The organism is Klebsiella sp. 141198 (genome assembly GCF_050600785.1).
Lineage (GTDB): Bacteria > Pseudomonadota > Gammaproteobacteria > Enterobacterales > Enterobacteriaceae > Klebsiella > Klebsiella aerogenes.
Genome location: NZ_JAQIRM010000005.1, coordinates 192,241 through 217,826, shown reverse-complemented (window position 1 = coordinate 217,826; position 25,586 = coordinate 192,241). Strand labels below are relative to the sequence as shown.

Annotated in this window: 19 protein-coding genes; 9 read left to right on the top strand and 10 right to left on the bottom strand. The window is 55.9% G+C overall.

The genetic code is table 11. The annotated features are described in order from the left end of the window. Positions 1-80: 80 nt before the first annotated feature. Positions 81-1,706 carry an ATP-binding protein gene (locus PGR10_RS18770; RefSeq protein ID WP_213317247.1) on the top strand — a complete coding sequence of 542 codons (1,626 nt, stop codon included), beginning with the start codon at positions 81-83 and terminating at the stop codon, positions 1,704-1,706. After that, positions 1,696-2,394 carry a response regulator gene (locus tag PGR10_RS18765; protein ID WP_045397296.1) on the top strand — a complete coding sequence of 233 codons (699 nt, stop codon included), beginning with the start codon at positions 1,696-1,698 and terminating at the stop codon, positions 2,392-2,394. The genes PGR10_RS18770 and PGR10_RS18765 overlap by 11 nt, the downstream gene beginning before the upstream one ends. A 32-nt stretch (positions 2,395-2,426) precedes the next feature. Here the strand turns inward: PGR10_RS18765 and djlA are convergent, their stop codons facing one another. Next, positions 2,427-3,254 (bottom strand): co-chaperone DjlA, encoded by an 828-nt coding sequence (djlA, locus tag PGR10_RS18760; RefSeq protein WP_015704375.1) that lies wholly within the window; start codon positions 3,252-3,254, stop codon positions 2,427-2,429. A gap of 241 nt (positions 3,255-3,495) precedes the next feature. Between djlA and lptD the strand changes: the two genes are divergently transcribed. The 6 genes from lptD to apaH all read left to right on the top strand — a co-directional run bounded on the left by lptD (position 3,496) and on the right by apaH (position 10,326). Continuing rightward, the gene (lptD, locus tag PGR10_RS18755; protein WP_032713339.1) at positions 3,496-5,841 is read left to right on the top strand and encodes an LPS assembly protein LptD; all 2,346 of its coding nucleotides are present in this window, start codon (positions 3,496-3,498) and stop codon (positions 5,839-5,841) included. 54 nt (positions 5,842-5,895) lie between these two features. After that, complete coding sequence (surA, locus tag PGR10_RS18750; protein WP_045397288.1) at positions 5,896-7,182, top strand: peptidylprolyl isomerase SurA; 1,287 nt, start codon at positions 5,896-5,898, stop codon at positions 7,180-7,182. A 112-nt stretch (positions 7,183-7,294) separates the two neighbouring features. Then, positions 7,295-8,275 carry a 4-hydroxythreonine-4-phosphate dehydrogenase PdxA gene (pdxA, locus tag PGR10_RS18745; RefSeq protein ID WP_113374396.1) on the top strand — a complete coding sequence of 327 codons (981 nt, stop codon included), beginning with the start codon at positions 7,295-7,297 and terminating at the stop codon, positions 8,273-8,275. Beyond that, on the top strand, positions 8,272-9,093 hold the full coding sequence (gene rsmA, locus PGR10_RS18740; protein WP_015368291.1) for a 16S rRNA (adenine(1518)-N(6)/adenine(1519)-N(6))-dimethyltransferase RsmA: 822 nt from the start codon (positions 8,272-8,274) through the stop codon (positions 9,091-9,093). Before pdxA ends, rsmA begins: the two co-directional genes overlap by 4 nt. Before the next feature lie 2 nt (positions 9,094-9,095). After that, positions 9,096-9,473 (top strand): Co2+/Mg2+ efflux protein ApaG, encoded by a 378-nt coding sequence (gene apaG, locus PGR10_RS18735; protein ID WP_087860914.1) that lies wholly within the window; start codon positions 9,096-9,098, stop codon positions 9,471-9,473. A 4-nt stretch (positions 9,474-9,477) separates the two neighbouring features. Next, positions 9,478-10,326 (top strand): bis(5'-nucleosyl)-tetraphosphatase (symmetrical) ApaH, encoded by an 849-nt coding sequence (apaH, locus tag PGR10_RS18730; protein ID WP_015368293.1) that lies wholly within the window; start codon positions 9,478-9,480, stop codon positions 10,324-10,326. A 125-nt stretch (positions 10,327-10,451) separates the two neighbouring features. On the opposite strand, the gene folA is transcribed toward apaH, so the two are convergent. From folA to kefF, 3 genes are all read right to left on the bottom strand, one after another. Continuing rightward, complete coding sequence (gene folA, locus PGR10_RS18725) at positions 10,452-10,931, bottom strand: type 3 dihydrofolate reductase (RefSeq protein WP_015368294.1); 480 nt, start codon at positions 10,929-10,931, stop codon at positions 10,452-10,454. Positions 10,932-11,128: 197 nt separating this feature from the next. Further along, on the bottom strand, positions 11,129-12,994 hold the full coding sequence (gene kefC, locus PGR10_RS18720; protein ID WP_015368295.1) for a glutathione-regulated potassium-efflux system protein KefC: 1,866 nt from the start codon (positions 12,992-12,994) through the stop codon (positions 11,129-11,131). Beyond that, positions 12,987-13,520, bottom strand: coding sequence for a glutathione-regulated potassium-efflux system oxidoreductase KefF (kefF, locus tag PGR10_RS18715; RefSeq protein ID WP_087860915.1), 534 nt, complete (start codon positions 13,518-13,520; stop codon positions 12,987-12,989). The genes kefC and kefF overlap by 8 nt, the downstream gene beginning before the upstream one ends. 375 nt (positions 13,521-13,895) lie before the next feature. Here kefF and PGR10_RS18710 point away from each other — a divergent pair, with 375 nt between their 5' ends. Then, entirely contained in the window at positions 13,896-16,784 is a 2,889-nt protein-coding gene (locus tag PGR10_RS18710; protein ID WP_430923927.1) for an autotransporter outer membrane beta-barrel domain-containing protein, read from the top strand. Positions 16,785-16,834: 50 nt separating this feature from the next. On the opposite strand, the gene PGR10_RS18705 is transcribed toward PGR10_RS18710, so the two are convergent. The 6 genes from PGR10_RS18705 to citF form a co-directional block, all read right to left on the bottom strand. Next, entirely contained in the window at positions 16,835-17,068 is a 234-nt protein-coding gene (locus PGR10_RS18705; RefSeq protein WP_015704368.1) for a YgdI/YgdR family lipoprotein, read from the bottom strand. A 168-nt stretch (positions 17,069-17,236) separates the two neighbouring features. After that, complete coding sequence (gene carB / locus PGR10_RS18700; protein ID WP_087860917.1) at positions 17,237-20,461, bottom strand: carbamoyl-phosphate synthase large subunit; 3,225 nt, start codon at positions 20,459-20,461, stop codon at positions 17,237-17,239. A 17-nt stretch (positions 20,462-20,478) separates the two neighbouring features. Beyond that, entirely contained in the window at positions 20,479-21,627 is a 1,149-nt protein-coding gene (gene carA, locus PGR10_RS18695) for a glutamine-hydrolyzing carbamoyl-phosphate synthase small subunit (RefSeq protein WP_430923926.1), read from the bottom strand. A 456-nt stretch (positions 21,628-22,083) separates the two neighbouring features. Continuing rightward, positions 22,084-22,905 carry a 4-hydroxy-tetrahydrodipicolinate reductase gene (dapB, locus tag PGR10_RS18690; protein ID WP_087860920.1) on the bottom strand — a complete coding sequence of 274 codons (822 nt, stop codon included), beginning with the start codon at positions 22,903-22,905 and terminating at the stop codon, positions 22,084-22,086. Between the two features lie 225 nt (positions 22,906-23,130). Beyond that, on the bottom strand, positions 23,131-24,039 hold the full coding sequence (gene citG, locus PGR10_RS18685; protein WP_087860921.1) for a triphosphoribosyl-dephospho-CoA synthase CitG: 909 nt from the start codon (positions 24,037-24,039) through the stop codon (positions 23,131-23,133). A 19-nt stretch (positions 24,040-24,058) separates the two neighbouring features. Beyond that, entirely contained in the window at positions 24,059-25,585 is a 1,527-nt protein-coding gene (gene citF / locus PGR10_RS18680; RefSeq protein ID WP_430923925.1) for a citrate lyase subunit alpha, read from the bottom strand. Between the last annotated feature and the right edge of the window lies 1 nt (position 25,586).

Genomic DNA, 25,586 nt, shown 5'->3' with positions numbered 1-25,586 from the left:
TAAATAGGCGCCAGTAGATAAATTGTCCTTCTGGCCGCTGACGATATCGTTACCGCATCTCAAATACTGTGCGCATAACTATGAAAGTTTCATTTCAATTTAAGCTGTTCATCTCCCTGGTGGCCTTTTTCTCCATCTTATTCGCTCTGCTTGGCGTTTATTATTATCTTGACGCCAGCCGCCAGCTGTATCAGGAAATGAGCGCCAGGGCGAAAATTCAGGCCGAAGAGATTGCGCTGATGCCCAATCTGCGCCAGCAGGTCAGCCTGCACGATCCGCAGGCTATCGGCGCCTTCATGAAGCAAATCGCCGCCCACAGTGACGCCAGCTTTATCGTCATCGGCGATGATAAAGGCGTACACCTGTTTCATTCCGTACACCCGGAATGGGTCGGCACGCGCTTAGTGGGTGGCGATAACCAGGCGGTGCTGGAAGGCAAAACTATCACCACCATCCGTAAAGGCGGTTTGGGCGTCTCACTTCGCAGTAAAACGCCCATTGTCGATGACAACGGGCGGGTGATCGGCATTGTCTCCGTTGGCTATCTGACCAGCTATCTCGATAGCATCACCGTGCAAAAGGTGGTGAATATTTTTGTCGCCGCCATCCTGTTGCTGATCGCCCTGTTTATCTTCTCCTGGTATTTTACCCGCAGCATTAAAAAGCAGATTTTTTCGCTGGAGCCGCGCGAAATTGGCCTGCTGGTACGCCAGCAAAAAGCGATGATGGAATCGATTTTCGAAGGGGTTATCGTTATCGACAGCCAGCGACGGATTGAAGTGATTAACCACGCCGCCCGCAGCCTGCTGGGGCTTAAGCAGCCCGCGCATCTGCTGCGCGGCAAATCGATTGATAGCGTGATCGCCCCGCAGCCGTTTTTCGCCAGCAGCGCGATGCTGGCGAACGATACGCACGATGAACTGTGTCGCTTTAACCAGCTGACGGTACTCGCCAGCCGGGTGCGCATCATGCTGGAAAACTCGCTACAGGGCTGGGTGATCACTTTCCGCGACCGCGATGAAATCAACGCCCTCACCGCTCAGCTCAGCCAGGTGAAACGCTATGTCGATAACCTGCGCATTATGCGCCACGAACAGCTCAACCGCATGACCACGCTCTCCGGCCTGCTGCATATGGGCCACTACGACGAAGCTATTCGCTATATACAGGCGCAATCGGAGCATGCCCAGGAGCTACTGGACTTCATCTCCTCGCGATTTCGTTCGCCGACGCTGTGCGGCCTGCTGCTGGGTAAAGCCACTCGCGCCTATGAAAAAGGCGTTGAACTGAGCTTTGATCCGGCCTGTCGTATCGATCGCCCGCTGTCGTCGCTGATGGAGTCGGAACTTATCTCAATCATCGGCAATCTGCTGGATAACGCCATTGAAGCCACGCAACGCGCCGAACTGCCGCACGAACCGGTCGAGGTACTGATTCAACTCAACGCCCGCGAGCTGATGATTGAGGTGGCCGACCGCGGTGTCGGTATCCGCCCGGATATTCGCGAGCGTATTTTTGAGCGCGGGGTGACGACAAAAACCCGTGGCGATCACGGTATTGGTCTGTATCTTATTGAACATTATGTGACTCAGGCTGGCGGCACGATTGAAGTCGCCGATAACGCGCCGCGCGGAACGATATTTACCCTGTTTATTCCCGCTGACCCGCCAGCCCATCCGCAACCGGAGACCAACGATGCATCATGACCTGGTCGATGTGCTGATCATCGAAGATGAAAACGAGCTGGCCCGCCTGCACGCCGAGCTCATTCAAAAACACCCGCGCATGCGGCTGGCGGGGATGGCCGCCTCGCTTTCTCAGGCGCGGCAGATGCTCAACGCCAGGCCGCCGCAGCTGGTCCTGCTGGATAATTATCTGCCGGACGGCAAAGGCGTCACGCTGATGACCGACCCGATTCTGGCCAACGCCAATTGTTCGGTCATTTTCATCACCGCCGCCAGCGATATGGAAACCTGCAGCCAGGCGATACGCAACGGCGCCTTCGACTACATTCTCAAACCGGTTTCGTGGAAACGCCTGAGCCAGTCGCTGGAGCGCTTTATTCAGTTTTACGACCAGCAGCGGGAATGGAAAATCGTCGATCAGCAAAACGTTGATTCCCTGTATCAGCTGCAGGCTAAAAATTTTCGCGCCGATAACGGCAGCAAAGGCATCGAGGAAAAGACCCTGGCGCTGGTGCAGAATTTATTTCATGGCCGCGAAACGCACTGCTTTTCAGTGGACGAAGTGGTCAGCGAAACCGGACTGAGCAAGACCACCGCCCGTCGTTATCTCGAGCACTGCGTGGAAGTGAGTTTTCTGGAAGTGGAAATGCTGTACGGAAAAATTGGCCACCCGCGGCGGATGTATCGCCGCGCGCAGGGCGCGAACTAAGGCTTCTCCATGAAGGAGAAGCCTTACGGGATTCAGAAGCCGCGCTGCTCTTTGATAAGCTCCCAGGCTTTCTGGATTTCCTGCGCTTTCTGTTTCGCCATTTCCATCATCTCCGGCGGCAGCCCTTTGGCCACCAGCTTGTCCGGGTGATGTTCGCTCATTAGTTTACGGTAAGCGCGCTTGACGGTTGTAGCATCATCGGTCGGCTTGACGCCGAGAACATTACAAGCGTCTTCAAGCGTCGGGCCGCGCTGTGCCTGCTGCCAGCCGCCATTGCCGCCGCGCTGACCATAGGATTGCTGCTGCGAGCCGCCGCCGAACTGCGCGCCGCCCTGCATCATGCGCAGGAACTGCTCAAACTGCGCACGCGAGATACCAAGCTCGTCGGCGATAACAAACAACACTTCGCGTTCATTGGGATGTAATTCGCCGTCGGCGAAGGCTGCCTGCAGCTGAATTTCCAGAAACATCCTAATTAAATCGAAGCGACCGAAACAGACGCTTCGCAGCTGGCGCATTTTCTCGCGCAGCGGGTAATTATCGGCCTTTCCGGCGCGAAATGCCTGCTGCGCCGCGGTGCGCGACTCGCCGTGCAGGTTCATACGATCCATCAGCACATTCGCCACATGAATATCGGCTTCCGTCACGCGCCCTTTCGATTTGGTCAAATGTCCCATCACTTCAAACGTGGTGGAAAAGAACAGCGACTGCCGTTCCTGCTGGTTGGCAAATAAATTCAGTCGACGGCTACGGGCCCGGTCAAACATATGCCCGACTAAAAAGCCAAGCACCACGCCCCAGAAGCCGCCGCCCATCAATAATGCAACCGCGACACCAATCACTTTACCCAAATACTGCATAGACTCCCCAATCTTTGTGCTACCAGTTAAGCTATATATGACCGCACGTTACCAAGCGTTGACGCCACGGTCATGTGGGACATCGCCTATAATTTGCTTTATCATACTCGCCATTCTACACGGTGCCTAACGCTCAGAAACGAAACGAGCGGATTAAGACTAGCGCGATTAAGATGAGTACGTTAGGCTCTGACCGTTTGCAAGCCGCTGCCACAAGATGACGGAACAACAAATAAAACGTATGAAAAAACGTATCCCCAGCCTCCTGGCCACCATGATCGCCAGCGCCTTGTATAGCCAACAGGGCATGGCCGCCGATCTCGCCACGCAATGTATGCTTGGCGTGCCAAGCTATAATCGTCCTCTCGTTGAAGGAAAGCCTAACGATCAACCGGTAACGATTGACGCCGATCATGCGAAAGGCAACTACCCTGATAATGCCGTGTTTACCGGCAACGTTGATATTAATCAGGGGAATAGTCGCCTGCAGGCCGACGAGGTGCAGTTGCATCAGCAGCAGCCGGCGGGCCAACCGCAGCCGGTGCGTACCGTTGATGCGCTTGGCAACGTTCACTATGACGACAACCAGGTCATTCTGAAGGGGCCGAAGGCGTGGTCGAACCTGAACACCAAAGATACCAACGTCTGGAAAGGCGACTATCAGATGGTTGGCCGTCAGGGGCGCGGTACCGCCGACCTGATGAAGCAGCGCGGCGAAAACCGCTATACCATTCTGGAAAACGGCAGCTTCACCTCCTGTCTGCCGGGTTCTGATACCTGGAGCGTCGTCGGCAGCGAAGTTATCCATGACCGCGAAGAGCAGGTTGCCGAAATCTGGAACGCGCGCTTTAAGCTGGGTTCCGTCCCTATTTTTTATAGCCCGTATCTGCAGCTGCCTGTCGGCGATAAGCGCCGCTCCGGCTTCCTGATCCCCAACGCCAAATACAGCACTAAAAATGGCGTTGAGTTCTCGCTGCCCTATTACTGGAATATCGCGCCGAACTTCGACGCCACCATTACGCCGCACTACATGAATAAACGTGGCGGCGTAATGTGGGAAAACGAATTCCGCTATCTGACCCAGGCGGGCGCAGGTTTATTCGAATTCGATTACCTGCCTTCCGATAAAGTGTACGAAGACGATCACTCCAACGACAGCAACAGCCGCCGCTGGATGTTCTACTGGAACCACAACGCGGTTATCGATCAGGTGTGGCGTCTGAACGCCGACTACACCAAAGTCAGCGACCCGGATTACTTTAACGACTTCAGCTCTAAGTACGGTTCCAGTACCGACGGCTACGCGACGCAGAAATTCAGCGCCGGTTACGTTAACCAGAACTTTGACGCCACCGTGTCGACCAAGCAGTTCCAGGTCTTCGACCGTAGCTCAAGCAACTCCTACGCTGCTGAGCCTCAGCTCGATATTAACGCCTACCAGAATGACGTCGGTCCGTTCGATACTCATCTGTATGCGCAGGCGGTGCACTTCGTCAACACCAACGGCGATATGCCGGAAGCGACGCGCCTGCACATGGAGCCGACGATCAACCTGCCGCTGTCTAACGGCTGGGGAAGCATCAATACCGAGGCGAAGCTGCTGGCGACCCACTATCAGCAGAGTAACCTCGATCAGTACAACACCGCTAACGGTACCGATTACAAAGATTCGGTTAACCGCGTGATGCCGCAGTTCAAAATCGACGGCAAAATGGTCTTCGAACGCGATATGCAGGAGGGTTATACCCAGACCCTGGAACCGCGCATGCAGTATCTGTATATCCCGTATCGCGACCAGAGCCACATTGGCGTCTACGACTCGACCCTGCTGCAGTCCGACTATAGCGGCCTGTTCCGCGACCGCTCCTACAGCGGCCTTGACCGTATCGCGTCAGCCAACCAGGTCACCACCGGCGTCACATCTCGCGTATATGATGACGCGGCCGTTGAACGTTTTAATATTTCCGTTGGTCAAATCTACTATTTCACCGAGTCTCGTACCGGTGCGGACAACATCAACTGGGAGAATAACGACACCACGGGTTCACTGGTCTGGGCCGGCGATACTTACTGGCGCATCACCGATAACTGGGGTTTACGCGGGGGGATCCAGTACGATACGCGTCTGGATAACGTCGCAACCGGCAACGGAACCATTGAATACCGCCGCGACGAAAACCGCTTAGTGCAACTGAACTACCGTTACGCGAGTCCGGAATATATTCAGGCGACGCTGCCTTCGTATTCCACCGCTCAGCAGTATAAAGAGGGTATTTCTCAGGTGGGAATGACCGCAAGCTGGCCGATTGTCGATCGTTGGTCAGTGGTCGGCGCGTACTACTTCGATACCAATACCAAAAAAGCGGCTAACCAGATGTTAGGGGTACAGTATAACTCTTGCTGCTACGCTATCCGCCTTGGCTACGAACGTAAGATCAACGGCTGGGATAACAACAACGGCGGCGAAAGCAAATACGACAACACCTTCGGTATCAACATCGAACTGCGTGGTCTGAGCTCCAACTATGGTCTTGGCACCCAGCAGATGCTGCGCTCGAACATTTTGCCGTACCAGAGCTCGCTGTAAGGCGTCTGGTTTAAAACGTAATCCGCATTTGCGGTTAATTGAAATGGAAAAAGTATGAAGAACTGGAAAACGCTGCTTCTCGGTATCGCCATGATCGCGAATACCAGTTTCGCCGCCCCGCAGGTGGTCGATAAAGTAGCGGCTGTCGTCAATAATGGCGTTGTTCTGGAAAGCGACGTCGATGGTCTGATGCAGTCGGTGAAGCTCAACGCTGGTCAGGCGGGACAGCAGCTGCCGGATGACGCGACCCTGCGTCATCAGATCCTCGAAAGATTGATCATGGACCAGATCGTTCTGCAAATGGGTCAGAAAATGGGCGTGAAAGTCAGCGACGATCAGCTTGACCAGGCCATTGCCAACATCGCCAAACAGAACAACATGTCGATGGATCAGATGCGTAGCCGTCTGGCCTATGAAGGCATCAACTACAACACCTACCGTAATCAGATCCGTAAAGAGATGCTGATTTCGGAAGTGCGTAACAACGAAGTGCGCCGCCGCATCACCGTGCTGCCGCAGGAAGTTGAAGCGCTGGCCAAGCAGATTGGCGATCAGAACGATGCCAGCACCGAGCTGAACCTGAGCCACATTCTGATCGCGCTGCCGGAAAATCCGACCTCCGATCAGGTTGCGGCTGCGGAAGAGCAGGCGAAGTCCGTCGTTGAACAAGCCCGTAACGGCGCTAACTTCGGCAAACTGGCTATCACCTATTCCGCTGACCAGCAGGCGCTGAAAGGCGGCCAGATGGGTTGGGGCCGTATTCAGGAGCTGCCGGGTATCTTCGCTCAGGCGCTGAGCACCGCGAAGAAAGGCGATGTTGTCGGTCCGATTCGTTCCGGCGTCGGCTTCCATATCCTGAAAGTTAACGATATGCGCGGCGGCAGCCAGAACATCTCCGTCACCGAAGTCCATGCCCGCCACATCCTGCTGAAGCCGTCGCCGATCATGAACGACGCGCAGGCCCAGGCGAAGCTGGAACAGATTGCGGCTGACATTAAGAGCGGTAAGACCACTTTCGATAAAGCGGCGAAAGAGTTTTCCCAGGATCCGGGTTCCGCCAATCAGGGCGGCGACTTAGGCTGGGCGACGCCGGATATCTTCGATCCCGCGTTCCGCGATGCGCTGATGCGCCTCAACAAAGGCCAGACTAGCGGCCCGGTTCACTCCTCTTTCGGCTGGCACCTGATCCAACTGATGGATACCCGCAACGTCGACAGAACCGACGCCGCGCAGAAAGATCGTGCTTACCGCATGCTGATGAACCGTAAATTCTCTGAAGAAGCGGCCACCTGGATGCAGGAACAGCGCGCCAGCGCTTACGTCAAAATTCTGAGCAACTAAAGCTCTCCCCTCTCCACGCCTTAAAGGCGTATCGGGAGGGTAGACCGGTAGCCCCAGCTACGGCTGGGGTCGACTGCGCAGCCGGGCCTTCCTGGCCCGAAGGAACGTTTCTATGCAACGTGTTGTTATCACTCCCGGCGAACCCGCAGGGATTGGTCCCGATCTTGTCGCCGAGCTTGCGCAGCGCGACTGGCCGGTTGAACTGGTTATTTGCGCCGATGGCGCCCTGTTAACTGACCGAGCCCGCCAGCTCGGTCTTCCTTTATCGCTCCTCCCTTACGATCCAACCCGTCCTCCACAGCCGCAGCGGGCGGGCACGCTTACGCTACTTCCCGTTGCCCTCAACGCGCCGGTACAGCCGGGTATGCTTAATGTCGCTAACGGCAGCTATGTGGTGGAAACCCTGGCGCGCGCCTGCGATGGCTGCCTTAAGGGTGAATTCGCCGCGTTGATTACCGGGCCGGTGCACAAAGGCAACATCAATGACGCCGGTATTGCCTTCACCGGCCATACCGAGTTCTTTGAAGAACGCGCTCACGCCAGCAAAGTGGTCATGATGCTGGCGACCGAAGAACTGCGGGTCGCACTGGCCACCACCCACCTGCCGTTAAAAGCGATAAGCGAGGCGATTACGCCGGAGCTGCTGCGTGAAGTGATAACCATTCTGGATGCCGATCTGCGGCATAAATTCGGTATCGCTCAGCCGCACGTGCTGGTTTGCGGCCTGAATCCCCACGCCGGCGAAGGCGGTCATATGGGGACGGAAGAGATCGATACCATTATTCCGGTGCTCGAAGAGATGCGGGCGAAGGGCATGAATTTAAGCGGTCCGCTGCCTGCGGATACCCTTTTTCAGCCAAAATATCTCGATAATGCCGATGCGGTACTCGCGATGTACCACGATCAGGGCCTGCCCGTGCTAAAATACCAGGGCTTTGGCCGCGGCGTGAATATTACGCTCGGTTTACCTTTTATTCGTACCTCCGTTGACCACGGTACCGCGCTGGAATTAGCCGGTCAGGGGAAAGCGGACGTCGGCAGTTTTATCACGGCGCTTAATCTCGCCATCAAAATGATTGTTAATACCCAATGAATAATCGAGTCCATCAGGGCCATTTAGCCCGTAAACGCTTCGGGCAAAACTTTCTCAACGATCAGTTCGTGATCGACAGCATTGTTTCGGCCATCAATCCTCAGAAAGGCCAGGCGATGGTCGAAATCGGCCCGGGTCTCGCCGCGCTGACCGAACCGGTCGGCGAACGCCTCGACCAGTTAACCGTTATCGAGCTGGACCGCGATCTGGCGGCCCGCCTGCAGACCCATCCGTTCCTCGGACCTAAGCTGACCATTTACCAGCAGGATGCGATGACCATGAACTTCGGCGAACTGTCGGAGAAAATGGGCCAGCCGCTGCGCGTCTTCGGCAACCTGCCGTACAACATCTCTACGCCGCTGATGTTCCACCTCTTCAGCTATACTGATGCCATTGCCGATATGCACTTTATGCTGCAGAAGGAAGTGGTTAATCGTCTGGTTGCCGGGCCGAATAGTAAAGCGTATGGTCGATTAAGCGTAATGGCGCAGTACTACTGCCAGGTGATCCCGGTACTTGAAGTCCCGCCGACCGCCTTTACGCCGCCGCCAAAAGTGGATTCCGCCGTCGTGCGCCTGGTGCCGCATCGCACCATGCCGTACCCGGTGAAGGATGTCCGCGTGCTGAGCCGTATCACTACCGAAGCCTTCAACCAGCGCCGTAAGACCATTCGCAATAGTCTCGGCAATCTGTTTAGCGTTGAAGTGCTGACGGAGCTGGGCGTCGACCCGGCGGTACGTGCGGAAAATATTTCTGTAGAGCAGTACTGTAAGATGGCCAACTGGTTATCCAACAATCTGCCTTCGAAGGAGAGCTAACCATGATTAATTCGCCTCGTGTTTGCGTCCAGGTGCAAAGCGTCTATATCGAATCGCAATCTTCTCCGGAAGAAGAGCGCTACGTCTTCGCTTACACCGTCACCATTCGCAACCTGGGGCGGAGTCAGGTTCAGCTTCTCGGCCGCTACTGGCTTATCACCAATGGACACGGTCGCGAGACGGAAGTCCAGGGTGAAGGGGTCGTCGGCGAACAGCCGCACATCCCTGCCGGCGAAGAGTATCAATACACCAGCGGCGCGGTTATCGAAACGCCGCTGGGCACCATGCAGGGTCATTATGAGATGATTGATAGCAACGGCGTACCGTTCACTATCGAGATCCCTGTCTTCCGTCTCGCAGTTCCAACGCTTATACATTAAAACAATGGCTACATACCTTATTGGCGACGTTCATGGTTGCTACGATGAACTGATCGCATTGCTGGAGCAGGTGGAGTTTAACCCTGATACGGACACGCTGTGGCTCACCGGCGACCTGGTCGCGCGCGGCCCCGGCTCTCTGGAAGTGCTGCGGTTCGTGAAAACGCTCGGCGATAGCGTGCGCATCGTGCTGGGCAACCATGACCTGCATCTGCTGGCGGTGTTTGCCGGCATTAGCCGCAACAAGCCCAAAGACCGTCTGACGCCGCTGCTGGAAGCACCGGACGCTGACGAACTGCTCAACTGGCTGCGTCGCCAGCCGCTGATGCAGGTCGACGAAGAGAAAAAGCTGGTGATGGCTCATGCCGGCATCACGCCGCAGTGGGATCTGGAAACCGCCAAACAGTGCGCGCGCGATGTCGAAGCCGTGCTGGCGAGCGACTCCTATCCGTTCTTCCTCGACGCGATGTATGGCGATATGCCGAACCACTGGAGCAACGAGCTCAGCGGTCTGGCGCGCCTGCGCTTTATCACCAACGCCTTCACCCGCATGCGCTATTGCTTCCCGAACGGCCAGTTGGATATGTACAGCAAAGAGGCGCCGGAAGACGCGCCTGCCCCGCTTAAGCCATGGTTTGCCATTCCGGGCCCGGTTGCCCGCGAGTACAGTATCGCCTTTGGTCATTGGGCGTCGCTGGAAGGCCGCGGTACCCCGGAAGGCATCTACGCGCTGGATACCGGCTGCTGCTGGGGAGGGGACCTGACCTGCCTGCGCTGGGAAGATAAAACGTATTTCACCCAGCGTTCCAACCGCCAGAAAAGCCTCGACGAAGGCGAAGCGGTCGCCTCCTGAGTCGATCCCGGATGGCGGCGCGCTGCGCCTTATCCGGGCTACCTCCGGTATGGGAGATTCCTGATAAAACAAAACCCCGGCCACGCCTGACGCGACCGGGGTTTTTTAATCCACGCTATGTTAGCTTAACGACGCTCGAGGATCTCGAAGCAGTAGCTATGGGAATTTTGCGCGTCGGCATCGTGGAACTCACTGAACACCGATTCCCACTCGTCCGGATCGTAATCCGGGAAATGGGTATCGCCTTCCACTTCCGCATCAATATGGGTCAGGTAGAGTTTGTGCGCTTTCGGCAGGAACTGCTCGTAAACGCGGCCACCGCCAATCACCATAATCTCTTCCGCGTCGCCGCAGGCGGCAATCGCTTCATCAACAGACTTCACCCACTGCACGCGATCGTCGCTGCCTGGCTTGCTGCTGATAACGATATTTTTACGTCCTGGCAACGGGCGACCGATGGATTCCCAGGTCAAACGCCCCATTACCACCGGCTTGTTTAAGGTATTACGTTTAAACCAGGCGAGATCGGCAGGCAAGTCCCATGGCATAGCGTTCTCCATGCCAATTACGCGATCTACAGCTAACGCCGCAATCAGACTAATCATTGAAAATATCCCGAATGCAAAAAATTGCCGCCACTATACGGAAAGCGTAATACTTCGTCGACTGAACGAAGAGTAAAGAATAAGAAAATTTTTAGATTTGCTGGCGAGCCCACGTAACCCTCATGAGCCGCCAGATCAGGAACTAAATTGAAAACAAAATGTTAGCTGTAAAGTTAACGCAACATCTGCTTACCACCTCAGGTTGAAGGCTTATTCTCCGGCTCATCGCGAACGTCTCCGGTGTGCCGCCCTTCTTCGGTACCTTGCCAGCCGTGACGCTGCACCAACGACAGATGATTACGGTCCTCATTGATGATGCCGGTAAGCATATCGCTGGTTCGCTTGAACACCGCCACGCGAGAGGCGGCATCATTTTCCGCCATCGCCACCATCTCTTCCACCATCTGCTGGTTGAAACGGCGGAACAGATCGGCGCGCTCGCGGGCCTCATAAGCGCCCAGACCTAAGGCCTCCAGCGTCATACGGCCGCTTTTCAGCGCCGATTCGAAGGTCTCGCGCTCCGGCGCTTCCACTCCGGCCTGGCGCAGCTGAATGTAGTGATCGACATCGCGGGCGCGCGAAATGATCTGCAGATGTGGGAAGTGCTCTTTCGCCAACTCCACCAGCTGCAGGCTAGCCTGCGGATCGTCGATGGCGTTAATCAGCACTTCAGCCTTTGCCGCCCCCGCCGATTCCAGCAGATCCACCCGCGTGGCATCGCCGTAAAACACCTTCATATCGAACTTGCGCAGGGTATCAACGTGGTCCGGGTCGTGATCGAGGATAACCATTTTCACGCCGCTGGAAAGCAGCACGCGCCCGGCAATCTGCCCATAGCGGCCAAAACCGGCGATAATCACCCGCGGCTGCTCTTCGTCAATCTCATCCGCTTCGCGCTCCTGGCCGCTGGCGGATTTCTCCATCCGCGTCAGCAGCACCAGCAGAATGGGCGTTGCCGCCATTGATAGCGCCACCGCCAGCGTCAGCGCCTTCGCCCACTCGCTATCCAGCACATCGGCCATCTGCGCGGCGCCGAAGACCACGAAAGCGAACTCACTTCCCTGCCCCAGCAGTACGGCAAACCAGCGTCGCTGCGCGCGCGGTACACCCAGGGGTTTAGCAATCAGCCATAGCATCAAGGCTTTAATCGCCAAAAAACCCACCAGCAGGATCAGGATACGTAGCGGATGGGTGACGAGGGTACCGAAGTCGATAGACATACCGACGCCGATAAAGAACAGCCCCAACAGCAACCCTTTAAACGGTTCGATATCGCTCTCCAGCGCATGGCGGTATTCCGAACTTGCCAGAAGCACCCCGGCAAGAAACGCGCCCATCGCCATCGACAGCCCGACTTCCTCAAGCAGCAATCCGAAGCCAAAGACCAGGAACAGGGCCACGGCGCTGAATACTTCGCGCAGACCGGAACGGGCAACGAAGCGCAGCACCGGGCGGGTCAGATAGCGCCCTAATAGCACCACCAGCGCCAGCGCGCCGGCCACTTTCAACGCCGACAGCGCAAACGCGGCCAGGGTCGTTGAACCGCCGCTGGCCGCCAGCAGCGGAATCATCGCGACCAAAGGAATAGCGGCGATATCCTGGAACAACAGCACGGCAAAGGCGCTCCGCCCTAGTTGCGTCACCGTCAGGTTACGCTCGTTCATCGCCTGCATGGCAATCGCCGTCGACGACAGCGCCAACGTCATCCCGATAAGCTCCGCCACCTGCCAGCGCAAGCCAAGCAGCATGCAGAACAGCCCGATAAACGCGCCGCACACCACCATTTGCAGCGCACCGCCGCCAAATACCGAGGCGCGCAGTTTCCATAGGCGCTGCGGATCCAACTCAAGGCCTATAACAAACAGCATCAGCACCACGCCGATTTCGGCGAAATGCAGAATCGCCTCAGCGTCAGTGACCAGTCGCAGTCCCCACGGGCCGATAACGCAGCCGGCAATGAGATATCCCAGCACCGATCCCAGTCCCAGACGCACGGCGATCGGCACGATAAGCGCAGCGGAGCCGAGGTAAATCAGCGCCTGTATTAGCGTATGGCTATCCATTGTTATGCGTCTCCTGCCATTCGATTAAGCGTTGACGATAATGACGGGCCTGCGCCTGCAGCGTTTCGTCATCGCAGATAAAGGTACAGTGCATCGCAAACGGCGGCAGCCATTTCATGCCGCAGTACAGCGCCGTCGCCTGCAGAGGCTGCGCCAGCACGTCAAAGCCGGGGAATGAACCAATATCGAAATGGCTTTCGCCGCCGCCGGTGGTAACCGCCCACATCAGCGATTTACCGTGTAACGCAATACCGTTGTGGCCGTACGCCCAGCCGTGGGACAGTACTTTATCCATCCACAGTTTTAACAGCGGTGGAACGCTGTACCACTGCATCGGATGCTGCCAGATAACCAGATCGGCGCGCGCCAGCGCCGCCTGCTCGGCAGCGATATCGATATTGAAGTCGGGATATAGCTCATAGAGGGAGCGTATCTCTACGCCATCAAGCGTCCCTGCTTGCTCAAGCATCCGCTTATTCGCATGCGAGTGATGCGGATAAGGATGCGAGTAAATTATCAGAATCATGAATGGGCCTGTCTTTTGTATTCTTGTAGCAGTGAGTGTAGACAGTTAACTCGCTCACTGAAAGGGGGGAATGCCTGAGGAGAAGTCGAATACAGCCAATGATAATCCTTCCATCACGAAAGAATTGCAGACGCTCCAGGGGGCAATCGTCGTCCCATTCAATTCCCCATACGAATTTATTATTACAAATAATACAGTCAATGCATATTTTAAGACGAGATTAAATCATTCTTTAATAAATAAACCTATACACTCCACAATGTACAACCAATAATTTTACGCTCTTCATCTTGAGCCCAAAAATTTTCAATCTAAAAACGCAATTCTAATATATAGCGTTAACCGGAAGCGCTATTTACGCAAATGGACGTGTATATGAGCAACAAACACTTTGAACTAAACAGAACAACCAAAACACTGGCGAGAATATTTCCCGCCTTATTAATGTTTACGCCAATTGTTGTCAGCGCAGGCACGATTGACCAGTCAACTTCAGTACCGCAAAACTTCTCCACCGACACGGAATACGCCATCAGTAGAGACGTCACCGTCTCCTCCGCAGATAACACCCCAGCAGTATCCGTTAGCGGAATGAACGTCAAAAAAGTCACCAATGAAGGCAATATTGCCGGAACGGGAATCGGACTGGATATTAATATCGAAGGTCAATCCGTTGAAATTAATAATAATGAAAATGCAATTATTTCATCTGCAACTGATAATGCCGTTAACGTACAATCAATGGCAGGTGATTTTAATAATAGCGGAATCATTACTGGCGCTAACAACGGTATTTTCGTTAGCGAAGAGTCATCGGCAATTAGTATCACCAATACCGATACCGGCGTGATCACCGGGAAAAACGGCCTGAGTTCGCAAATTGGCCTCGGGTTAGATAACAGCGGCGCCATCACCGGTACCGCAGGCGATGGTGTTGCGTTAAGCAACGGCAACAGCAAAATTAACAACAGCGGCACCGTGCAGGGCAGCCAGAACGGGATCAACATCGTTGATAGCGCGAAAGCCGATATCATCAATAGCGGTTTACTTGGCGGCGGCGATGCGGCCGTTATGTTTGCCAGCAGCAAAAATAACAGCCTGGTACTCAATACCGGCTCTTCCCTCATCGGCGATGTCATCTCCACGGGCTCAACGGGTAACACCGTCTCGCTGGTCGGTACCGGAACGGAAGACAGTAACTTTGTCGGCCTTAACGACGGCGACGGTTTTGCCTCCGTGAAAATGAACGGTGAAGACTGGACGCTCACCGGCAACCTCGACATCATCGGCAGCGGCGATTCCCTCCAGGTTAATAGCGGCCAGTTGACGCTGGCGGGCGCTGTCGCTAATAGTGGTAACACGCTGGTCGCGGAAGCGGCCACGCTGCAGTTGGGCGACGGGCAGAAAACCGCAACCCTCACCGGTAGCCTGACCAATAACGGCACGCTGATCTTCAATCAGGGAAGCGACTCTACTTTTACCACCAGCATCATCGGTAGCGGTAACGTGGAAAAAGTCGATACCAACACGCTGACGCTCACCGGCGCCAATAGCTATACCGGCGATACCGTGCTCAAAAGCGGCACCACTCTGGTCGCGGAAGGCGCTACTCTCGGCGTCGCCGGCAGCGACGCCACCCTCACCATCGAAAATGGCGCGCAATTTGCCAGCGCAGGCGAAGTCAATAACAACATTGATGTCCTCAGCGGCGGTATCCTCGCGGCGTGGAATGCGGTTGACGGTAACTCAACGCTAAGAACATCCGGCGTCGACACCATCAATGGCAATGTGAGCAACAGCGGCACGCTGTTGCTTAGCGCCGCGGATAATAGCGTTGGCAACAATTTTACGATTAACGGCGACTATAGCGGTTCTGCCGGCAGCCAAATCGTGATGAACAGTCAGGTTGGCGAAGACAGTTCACCGACCGACCATTTGTCGATCACCGGCAGCAGCTACGGTCAATCCGGCATCAGTATCGCCAACATCGGCGGAATGGGCGCGCAAACCGTTAATGGCATGGAGATTGTCAGCGTCGGCGGCAGTTCTGAAGCACAGCTAACCTTGTCAAAACCAGTTGTCGCCGGAGCTTATGAATACGATCTTTATCAGCACAACAACGGCAACTGGTATCTGGAATCCAAAGCGACCCCGTCTGACGATCCGTCGGATGATACCGACGATGATGACAGCGGCACCGATGGTGGCAGCAGCACCGATGGCGGCAGCAGCACCGATGGCGGCAGCAGCACCGATGGCGGCAGCGGCACCGATGGCGGCAGCAATACCGATGGCGGCAGCAATACCGATAATGGCGATCAATCCGCGCCAGAAGTAATGGCCCCGGAAGTCGGTGCTTATATGGGCAACTACCTTGCGGCACAGAGTATGTTCCTGCATAAACGTGACGATCGCGACCAGCTCACTTTCCGCAACGAAGACAATCTGAACACCTGGATGTACGTGAAGGGCCGCTATCATGAGAACGACGCCGGCGGCGATAAAGTCAGCTACGACACCACCACCACCGTGCTCCAGCTCGGCAGTGATTTCATGAGCAAGCCGATGGACAAAGGAATGCTGCGTGCGGGCGGCATGTTTGGCGCAGGCCAGGCGAAAACGGATTCGGATGCGAAACACAACGTGCGTGATGCGCAGGGTAAAGTCGACGGTTTCAACGTTGGCCTGTACGCCACCTGGCAGGAAGATCCGAAATTACGTCTCGGCAGCTACATCGATACCTGGGCGTCATACAGCTGGTATAACAACACCGTCACCAGCAATCGCAACAATGAAAAGTATGACAGTAAAGGTTTTGCCGCCTCTGTTGAAGTCGGCCATGCGTGGGTGATCCCTTCAGAAAGCGCGCGTACGTGGAAGATTGAGCCTCAGGCGCAGGTGATCTACAGCTATCTCGATCAGGAAAATCATACCGACCCGGATGGCGTGCGGGTAACCACCCTGGACAACAATAGCCTGTTTGGCCGTCTCGGCGTGAAGAGCAGCTACTTCGAGCAGCACGATGTTAAAGCATGGCAGCCGTATATCGCGGTGAACTGGTTGAAAGGCGCGGGTCAAAACGATCTGGCGTTCAATGGTGAAAAAGTCAGCAACGATACGCCGGACGACCGCGGTCAGTTAGAGCTGGGCGTGACCGGCAATGTGAACGAGACGACCACTATCTCGCTGCGCGCCAGCGGCGAATGGGGTGAAAACAGCTACGCCGCTTATGGCGGCCACATTCTGCTGAATCACCGTTGGTAATCGCCGTACAATGAAAGGTAAAAAGCAGTGGCCGAAGCCACTGCCTTTTTTTAGTTATCCAGCTCGTCCATTGACTTCACCTGGTCGCGATTAATCTGCTCCACGCGACCGGTTTCCGCATTTTTGTAGGATACCAGGCCAGTATCATCATCGACCTGCGGCTTACCGCTGGTCACAATTGTTTTGCCATCTGTCGTTTTGAGCGACTGATTTGATGAGCAACCTGCCACAAATACCATCGCCGTTGCCGCCAGCGCGGATGCCACCAGAATTTTGTTCCGCATTGTATCCTCCTGTCTTTTCATCAATTGGTATCGTTATCGTGCTAACTATAGTTAGCCTGACCTGACAGATAGATAAAAGCAGAACTCTCCGAAGATGAGTGCCGTAAAAAAATGGGGCTGACGATATCGTCAGCCCCTGTGTTTCGCTTTCCGGCCCGGCCGGTGCGCTTATTTGGTGATTTGCGCGTGCATTTCCTGCACCGAAATGACCTTCTCGGTCGCATCGGCATTCAGCGCCATCGCGGTGGCGAAACCGCCGTTCAGGGTGGTGTCATAATGCACCTTGTACTGCAGCGCGCTGCGGCGAATCAGCTTGGAGTCTTCAATCGCCTGACGTCCTGCGGTGGTATTGATGATGTAGGTATACTCGCCATTCTTGATACGGTCCTGAATGTGCGGACGACCTTCATGCACCTTGTTCACCAGACGCGGGTTGATACCGGCTTCGCCCAGAACAATCGCAGTACCGTGGGTTGCATCCAGCTCGAAGCCCTGTTTCAGCAGTTTTGCCGCCAGGTCGACAACGCGCTCTTTGTCGCCTTCGCGAACGGAGAGCAGCGCGCGGCCCTGTTTCTTCATCGTGGAGTTGCTGCCCAGCTGCGCTTTGGCGAACGCTTCCGCGAAGGTGCGGCCCACGCCCATCACTTCCCCGGTAGAGCGCATTTCCGGCCCTAACAGCGGGTCAACGCCCGGGAATTTGTTGAACGGCAGCACCACTTCTTTGACCGAATAGTACGGCGGGATGATTTCTTTGGTGACGCCCTGCTGCGCCAGCGTTTTACCAGCCATCACGCGCGCCGCCACTTTCGCCAGCGGGACGCCGGTGGCTTTCGACACGAACGGTACGGTACGCGCCGCGCGCGGGTTGACTTCAATCAGGTACACTTCGTTGTTCTTCACTGCGAACTGTACGTTCATCAAGCCGCGAACCTGCAGCTCGAAGGCCAGCTTCTGCACCTGCTCGCGCATCACATCCTGAATCTCTTTGCTCAGAGTGTAGGCAGGCAGAGAACAGGCGGAGTCGCCGGAGTGTACGCCCGCTTGTTCGATGTGCTCCATGATGCCGCCAATCAGCACCATTTCGCCATCGCAGATAGCGTCGACGTCAACTTCAACCGCGTCGTCGAGGAAGCGGTCCAGCAGTACCGGCGCATCGTTGGAGACGCTCACCGCGGTCTGGAAGTAACGGCGCAGGTCAGCCTCGTCGTAGACGATTTCCATCGCGCGGCCGCCCAGTACGTAGGACGGACGCACCACCAGCGGATAACCGATCTCTTTTGCCTTCTCAACCGCTTGCTCAAGCGCGGTCACGGTGGCGTTCGCCGGCTGCTTCAGCTTCAGGCGGTCAACCGCATGCTGGAAGCGCTCGCGGTCTTCAGCACGGTCGATAGCATCCGGGCTGGTGCCGATAACCGGTACGCCTGCGGCTTCCAGTTCACGCGCCAGCTTCAGCGGGGTCTGGCCGCCGTACTGCACGATAACGCCTTTCGGCTTCTCGATGCGCACGATTTCCAGTACGTCCTCAAGCGTTACCGGCTCGAAGTACAGACGGTCGGAGGTGTCGTAGTCGGTCGAAACGGTTTCCGGGTTACAGTTAACCATGATGGTCTCGTAACCGTCTTCGCGCAGCGCCAGCGAGGCGTGTACGCAGCAGTAGTCAAATTCGATACCCTGGCCGATACGGTTCGGGCCGCCGCCGAGCACCATGATTTTATCGCGGTCTACGGACGGGTTGGATTCGCACTCGTCTTCATAGGTGGAATACATGTAGGCGGTATCGGTGGCGAATTCCGCCGCGCAGGTATCCACGCGCTTGTAGACCGGGTGCAGGTTGTACTGGTCGCGCAGCTTGCGGATTTCCGCTTCGCGCACGCCCGCCAGCTTCGCCAGACGCGCATCGGCAAAGCCTTTACGCTTCAGGTGACGCAGGAAATCAGCGTCGAGGCCGTTGATGCCCACTGCCGCCACTTTCTCTTCCAGGCGCACCAGTTCTTCGATTTGTACCAGGAACCAGCGGTCGATGTTGGTCAGGTTGAAGACGCCGTCGACGGAGAGACCGGCGCGGAAGGCATCAGCGATGTACCAGATACGCTCGGCGCCCGCGTCTTTCAGCTCGCGGCGGATTTTGGTCAGCGCTTCCGGATCGTCGAGGCTGACTTTCGGGTCGAAGCCGGTGGCGCCCACTTCCAGGCCACGCAGTGCTTTCTGCAGCGATTCCTGCTGCGTGCGGCCAATCGCCATCACTTCGCCGACGGATTTCATCTGCGTTGTCAGACGGTCGTTAGCGCCAGCGAATTTTTCGAAGTTAAAGCGTGGAATTTTGGTCACAACGTAATCGATGGACGGTTCGAAGGAGGCCGGAGTACGGCCGCCGGTGATATCGTTCATCAGTTCGTCGAGGGTGTAACCCACCGCCAGCTTCGCCGCCACTTTGGCAATCGGGAAGCCGGTCGCTTTCGAAGCCAGCGCCGAAGAGCGGGAGACGCGCGGGTTCATTTCGATGACGATCAGGCGACCATCTTTCGGGTTCACCGAGAACTGTACGTTAGAGCCGCCGGTTTCCACGCCGATTTCACGCAGTACCGCCATCGAGGCGTTACGCATGATTTGGTATTCTTTGTCGGTCAGGGTCTGCGCCGGGGCGACGGTGATGGAGTCGCCGGTGTGAATCCCCATGGCATCGAAGTTTTCAATCGAGCAGACGATAATGCAGTTATCGTTCTTATCGCGCACCACTTCCATCTCGTACTCTTTCCAGCCGATCAGCGATTCATCAATCAGCAGTTCGTTGGTCGGAGAGAGATCCAGGCCGCGTTCGCAGATTTCTTCGAACTCTTCGCGGTTATAGGCAATACCGCCGCCGGTGCCGCCCATAGTAAAGGACGGACGGATGATGCATGGGAAGCCAACGTCAGCGGCCACCGCCAGCGCTTCTTCCATGGTGTGCGCAATGCCGGAACGCGCGGTGTCGAGGCCGATTTTCTTCATCGCCACGTCGAAGCGACGGCGATCTTCCGCTTTATCGATCGCATCGGCGGTCGCGCCAATCATGGTCACGCCGAACTCTGCCAGCACGCCCTGACGCTCCAGCTCCAGCGCGCAGTTCAGCGCGGTCTGGCCGCCCATGGTCGGCAGCACCGCGTCCGGGCGCTCTTTTTCGATAATTTTACGCACCACTTCCCAGTGAATCGGCTCGATATAGGTCGCATCGGCCATTTCCGGGTCGGTCATGATAGTCGCCGGGTTGGAGTTCACCAGAATAACGCGGTAACCCTCTTCGCGCAGGGCTTTACAGGCCTGGGCGCCAGAGTAGTCAAACTCACACGCCTGACCGATAACAATCGGACCCGCGCCCAGAATCAGGATACTTTTTATGTCTGTACGTTTTGGCATGGCTCTTTTACTCCTGATTATTTCGCGGACTTACGGTATTGCTCAATTAACTCGATAAAGTGGTCGAACAGCGGCGCGGCATCGTGCGGGCCCGGGCTCGCTTCAGGGTGACCCTGGAAGCTAAACGCCGGCTTGTCGGTACGATGGATCCCCTGCAGGGTGCCGTCGAACAGTGACTTATGGGTCACGCGCAGGTTGGCAGGCAGCGTCGCTTCATCAACGGCAAAGCCATGGTTCTGGGCGGTAATCATCACGACGTTGTTATCGATATCTTTAACCGGGTGGTTGCCGCCGTGGTGGCCGAATTTCATCTTAATGGTCTTCGCACCGCTCGCCAGCGCCAGCAGCTGATGGCCGAGACAGATGCCAAAGACCGGAATATCGGTGGTGAGGAATTTTTCAATCGCCGCGATGGCGTAATCGCACGGCGCCGGGTCGCCTGGGCCGTTGGAGAGGAAAATACCGTCCGGATTCAGCTTAAGCACGTCTTCAGCCGACGTTTGCGCCGGAACGATAGTCAGGCGACAACCGCGGTCAACCAGCATCCGCAGGATGTTGCGCTTGGCGCCGAAGTCATAAGCCACGACGTGGAACGGCAGCTCGCTTTCCGCCTTCGCTTCCGGCAGGTCGCCCGCCAGTGTCCAGCTCCCCTGGGTCCAGGCGTAGGTTTCTGCGGTAGTGACCTCTTTCGCCAGATCCATACCGTTCAGGCCAGGGAACGCCTGAGCTTTTTCCAGCGCCAGCTGGGCATCAAGGTTATCGCCCGCGATGATGCAGCCATTCTGCGCCCCTTTCTCACGCAGTAAACGCGTCAGCTTACGGGTATCGATATCGGCAATGGCCACAATGTTATGGCGCTTGAGGTAAGAAGAAAGGTCTTCGGTATTGCGGAAGTTGCTGGCAATCAGCGGCAGGTCGCGGATCACCAGACCTTGTGCGTGTACCTGGGAAGATTCTTCATCGGCGGCGTTGGTGCCGACATTACCAATATGGGGATAAGTAAGAGTGACGATTTGGCGGGAATAGGAAGGATCAGTGAGGATTTCTTGATAACCGGTCATTGAAGTATTGAAAACGACTTCCCCAACCGCCGTGCCGGTTGCCCCAATGGCCCGACCGTGAAACTGGGTTCCGTCTTCCAGAACCAAAAGCGCTGACTTAATCAAAACACCCTCCAGAGAATATTCACTCACTTTATTTGCATATTAATGCAGAACGTAGATCTGAATCAATGCAAATTTTTGCCCGCAGAATTTTGGCAAACGGCGGCATTCTGGAGAGATGTCGGGTAAAAGTCAACTTAAAGCGGATATTTTTAATCTTATTTTACGCCACTGGCGCGTAACGGGCGTTTTTCACGGTAAAAAGATCAACTAACCTGGTTGAGAAAACGCTTGCGGGCGAGGAAAACTGTAAAATCACTCGACGGAGGGGGAAAAAGTGGACCAGATGGTCAAAATTTACAATTCAATAACTAAAAACATTAGTAAGATATATTTTTTTGAAGCTTTAAGAAGAAAAAAAGACAAAAGCACTCAAAATAAAAAAGGGCAATAAAATATTGCCCTTTGCAATCAATTACATATTGAATGCAATAACCACATCACGATGGGTAATAATCATTATAAAGCATTCAGATCAAGCACATCTTTCATGTCAAATAGACCATTTTTTTTGCCTTTCAGCCACAAAGCAGAACGAACGGCGCCATTGGCAAATGTCATCCGGCTGGAGGCCTTATGGGTAATTTCGATACGTTCGCCGATATCAGCGAACATCGCCGTATGTTCGCCGACGATGTCGCCCGCGCGAACGGTAGCGAAACCAATAGTACCCGGAACACGTTCACCGGTATGGCCCTCACGGCTGTAGACGGCGCAGTCCTTCAGATCTTTGTTCAGTGCCCCGGCGATCGCCTCACCCATCGCCAGCGCGGTGCCTGACGGGGCGTCCACTTTATGCCTATGGTGCGCTTCGATGATTTCGATATCGGTATAATCGCCCATCACCTTCGCCGCCTTCTCCAGCAGCTTTAACAACACGTTGACGCCAACGCTAAAGTTAGCGGCAAAGACGATAGCAATCTCCTGTGCGGCATCGCTAATCGCCTGCTTTCCGGCATCATCAAAACCGGTAGTGCCGATCACCATCCCTTTGCCGTACTGACGGCAGAAAGCCAGATGGTTGAGCGTGCCTTCTGGGCGGGTAAAATCGATTAAAACATCGAAATCATTGCTTACCGCCGCCAGGCTGCTTTGGACGGTAACGCCTGATTTACCAACGCCCGCCAGCTCGCCCGCATCGCTGCCCACCAGGCTCGAACCTTCGCGCTCCAGCGCAGCGCCAAGCGCCACGCCGTCCATTTGCAGCGCAGCCTGAATTAACTGGCGTCCCATCCGGCCGCCCGCGCCGGCGATGGCCACGCGGATTTGTGCATCTTGCATAGCTATTCTCTTTTGTTAACTTCACGTGAATTGTTTTCAGAGTAACCAGCCCATTGCATAGCCGCTACTCAAAAACGCCGATAATTAGAAATTTATGACAAACGGCGGTCGATATCAGTAAAAACTATATGATTGTGCCGCGATTCGGCGTTTAAGTAGTGAAATTCTGGAGGGGCACGTAGCGCCCCGCCCGCGCGAGGCGGGCTAAGGCGTTGTTGTACGCAATCAAAGGGGGAAAAGCGCGCCTGCGGGGAAAGCGGATAAAAACCAGGTTACCGCCAATAAATCTGCGCTGCCGCCGGGGCTGAGATGGCGAGCAATCAGCTCGTCGTCGAGTTGGCGTAGCGCCTCCAGCCCACCGTCAGCCATGACGCCGCCCTGCCACAACAGCCGCTGCGCCTCCTGCTGCACAAAGTTCAGGCCGGCAAGCCCGCCGCGCGAAACCAGATTGGTGTCATCATTCCATGCCATCAGATGCAGCAAGGTTTGCAGCAACGCCAGGTTACTATCGCCGGTCTCTTCCATCATGCGGTTGAACACCGGCAGCGCCTGGGTGCGTACGGTTCGAAAGCCGCTCTCGGCCTCGCCGCGAGCGCCGGAGAGGCCGTAACGTAGAAAATGGGCCTCGCCTTTGCTTAACGGTTCCCCGCTGGAAGCGGAGAGTTCTTGCATAACCATGCCGCGACAGAATCGCGCCACCTGGTCGCAAAGCCGATGCTGTTCAATCGGCTCGCCTTTCGACACCAGCCTTCCCGCCGCCGCGCTCAGCAAACCAAAAGCGAAGATCGCCCCACGATGGGTATTCACTCCGCCGGTGGCCTCCAGCATATCGTTTTCGCAGGCCATCCCCACCGGACGCAGCATCATTAGTACCTGCTCCGGGACAATCGCCGCGGTATCGTGGCCCATGATGAAAAATTTCTCCATCCACGGCGCCACCACCGCGGTGCTGGCCTCAAACGAAGCCAGATCCATATCGTGATGGGCGCCCGCATTACGAATATCCACCAACCCAGGCTTTGGGGTCAGGCGAACTTCAGTCAGCAGCGCGCGCTCTACCGCGCTGACCACCTCTTCAGCGTTCAGCGGTTTCACGCGCAGCGAACGGTGCGGATTGATTAACACTTCGCTCATTGCCCTTCCCCCTCTGCGTTTAGTCGCTGTTTTTCACCTGACGAATAACATCAAGCACGGAGCCATCGCGATAGCGCACCACCGCCACCACGCGATCGGTAAACTCGATCGGCTGCGGTTTGCCGGTTAACAGTTCCGCACGCTGCTGCAGTTCCTCAATAGTCATCAGCGCAATGCCCGCATTGCGCAAATTGTCGATCAGATCCTGGCGCGCCGGATTTACCGCAATGCCGTGGTCGGTGACCAGCACATCTATGCTGGCTCCCGGCGTGACGCGAGTCAGCACTTTTTCCACGACGCAGGGAATACGGCCGCGAACTAACGGCGCGGTAATGATGGTCAGATCCGCGCCAGCGGCGGTATCGCTGTGGCCGCCGGATGCGCCGCGCAGTACGCCATTGGAGCCGGTCATCACGTTGACGTTAAAATCGGTATCAATTTCCAGCGCGCTGAGCATCACCACATTTAAGCGCTCGCAGGAGGCGCCTTTAGAGCCCGGGCTGGCATACTGGTTGGTGGAAATCTCTACGTGGTTCGGGTTCTGCGCTAATGAACGCGCCGCGTCGCCATCGAACGATTGGGTATCGAGCAGCGTTTTAATCAACCCTTTTTCGTGCAGGTCAACCATCGTCCCGGTGATCCCGCCAAGGCCAAAGCTGGCGGTAATACCGTTACGGCGCATTTTGTCTTCGAGGAAGCGGCTCACCGCCAGCGAGGCGCCGCCGGTACCGGTCTGCAGCGAAAAACCGTCTTTAAAGTAACCGGAATGCTCAACGACTTTCGCCGCCTGACGGGCGATTAGCAGCTCACGCGGGTTGCTGGTCAGACGGATCGCGCCAGCGGTGATTTTTTCCGGATCGCCGACTTCGTCCACCTGGACTATCAGATCGACCTGATCCTGGGCGATACTGGCCGGATAGTTAGGATAATCCACCCACTCTTCGGTCAGCAGCACTACGCATTTGGCATGTTCCGCATCAACGCGCGCGTAGCCCAGCGAACCGCAGCGTGATTTACCGCTAAAGCCGTTGGCGTTGCCAAACTCATCGCAGCAAGGGACGCCGAGAAACGCGACATCAATCGACAGCTCGCCGCTTTGAATCAGCTGTACGCGACCGCCATGGGAGTGGATCTGTACCGGGTTTTCCATCAAGCCGGCGGAGATCTCCTCGCCGAGCTTACCGCGCAGGCCGGAGGTGTAGATCTGGCGGATCACGCCATTTTTAATATGCTCGATCAGCGGCCAGTGGGCGTCGATCAGCGAGCTGGATGCCAGCGTCAGATCGCGAAAGCCCATTTCCGCCAGCTTCGCCACCACCATATTGACGACTTTGTCACCGCCGCGAAACGCGTGGTGGAACGAAATGGTCATGCCGTTTTGCAAGCCGGAGCGACGGATTGCCGTTTCCAGCGAATCACAGATTTTACGCTGACGTTTTTCGCTTTCGCTGGCCAACCACGGGCTTTTCGCCGTCACGCCCGCATAAGGCGCTAACCCTTCCGGCATCACGTACTGCTGATTAAGCATTGCTACTGTCTCTTTCATC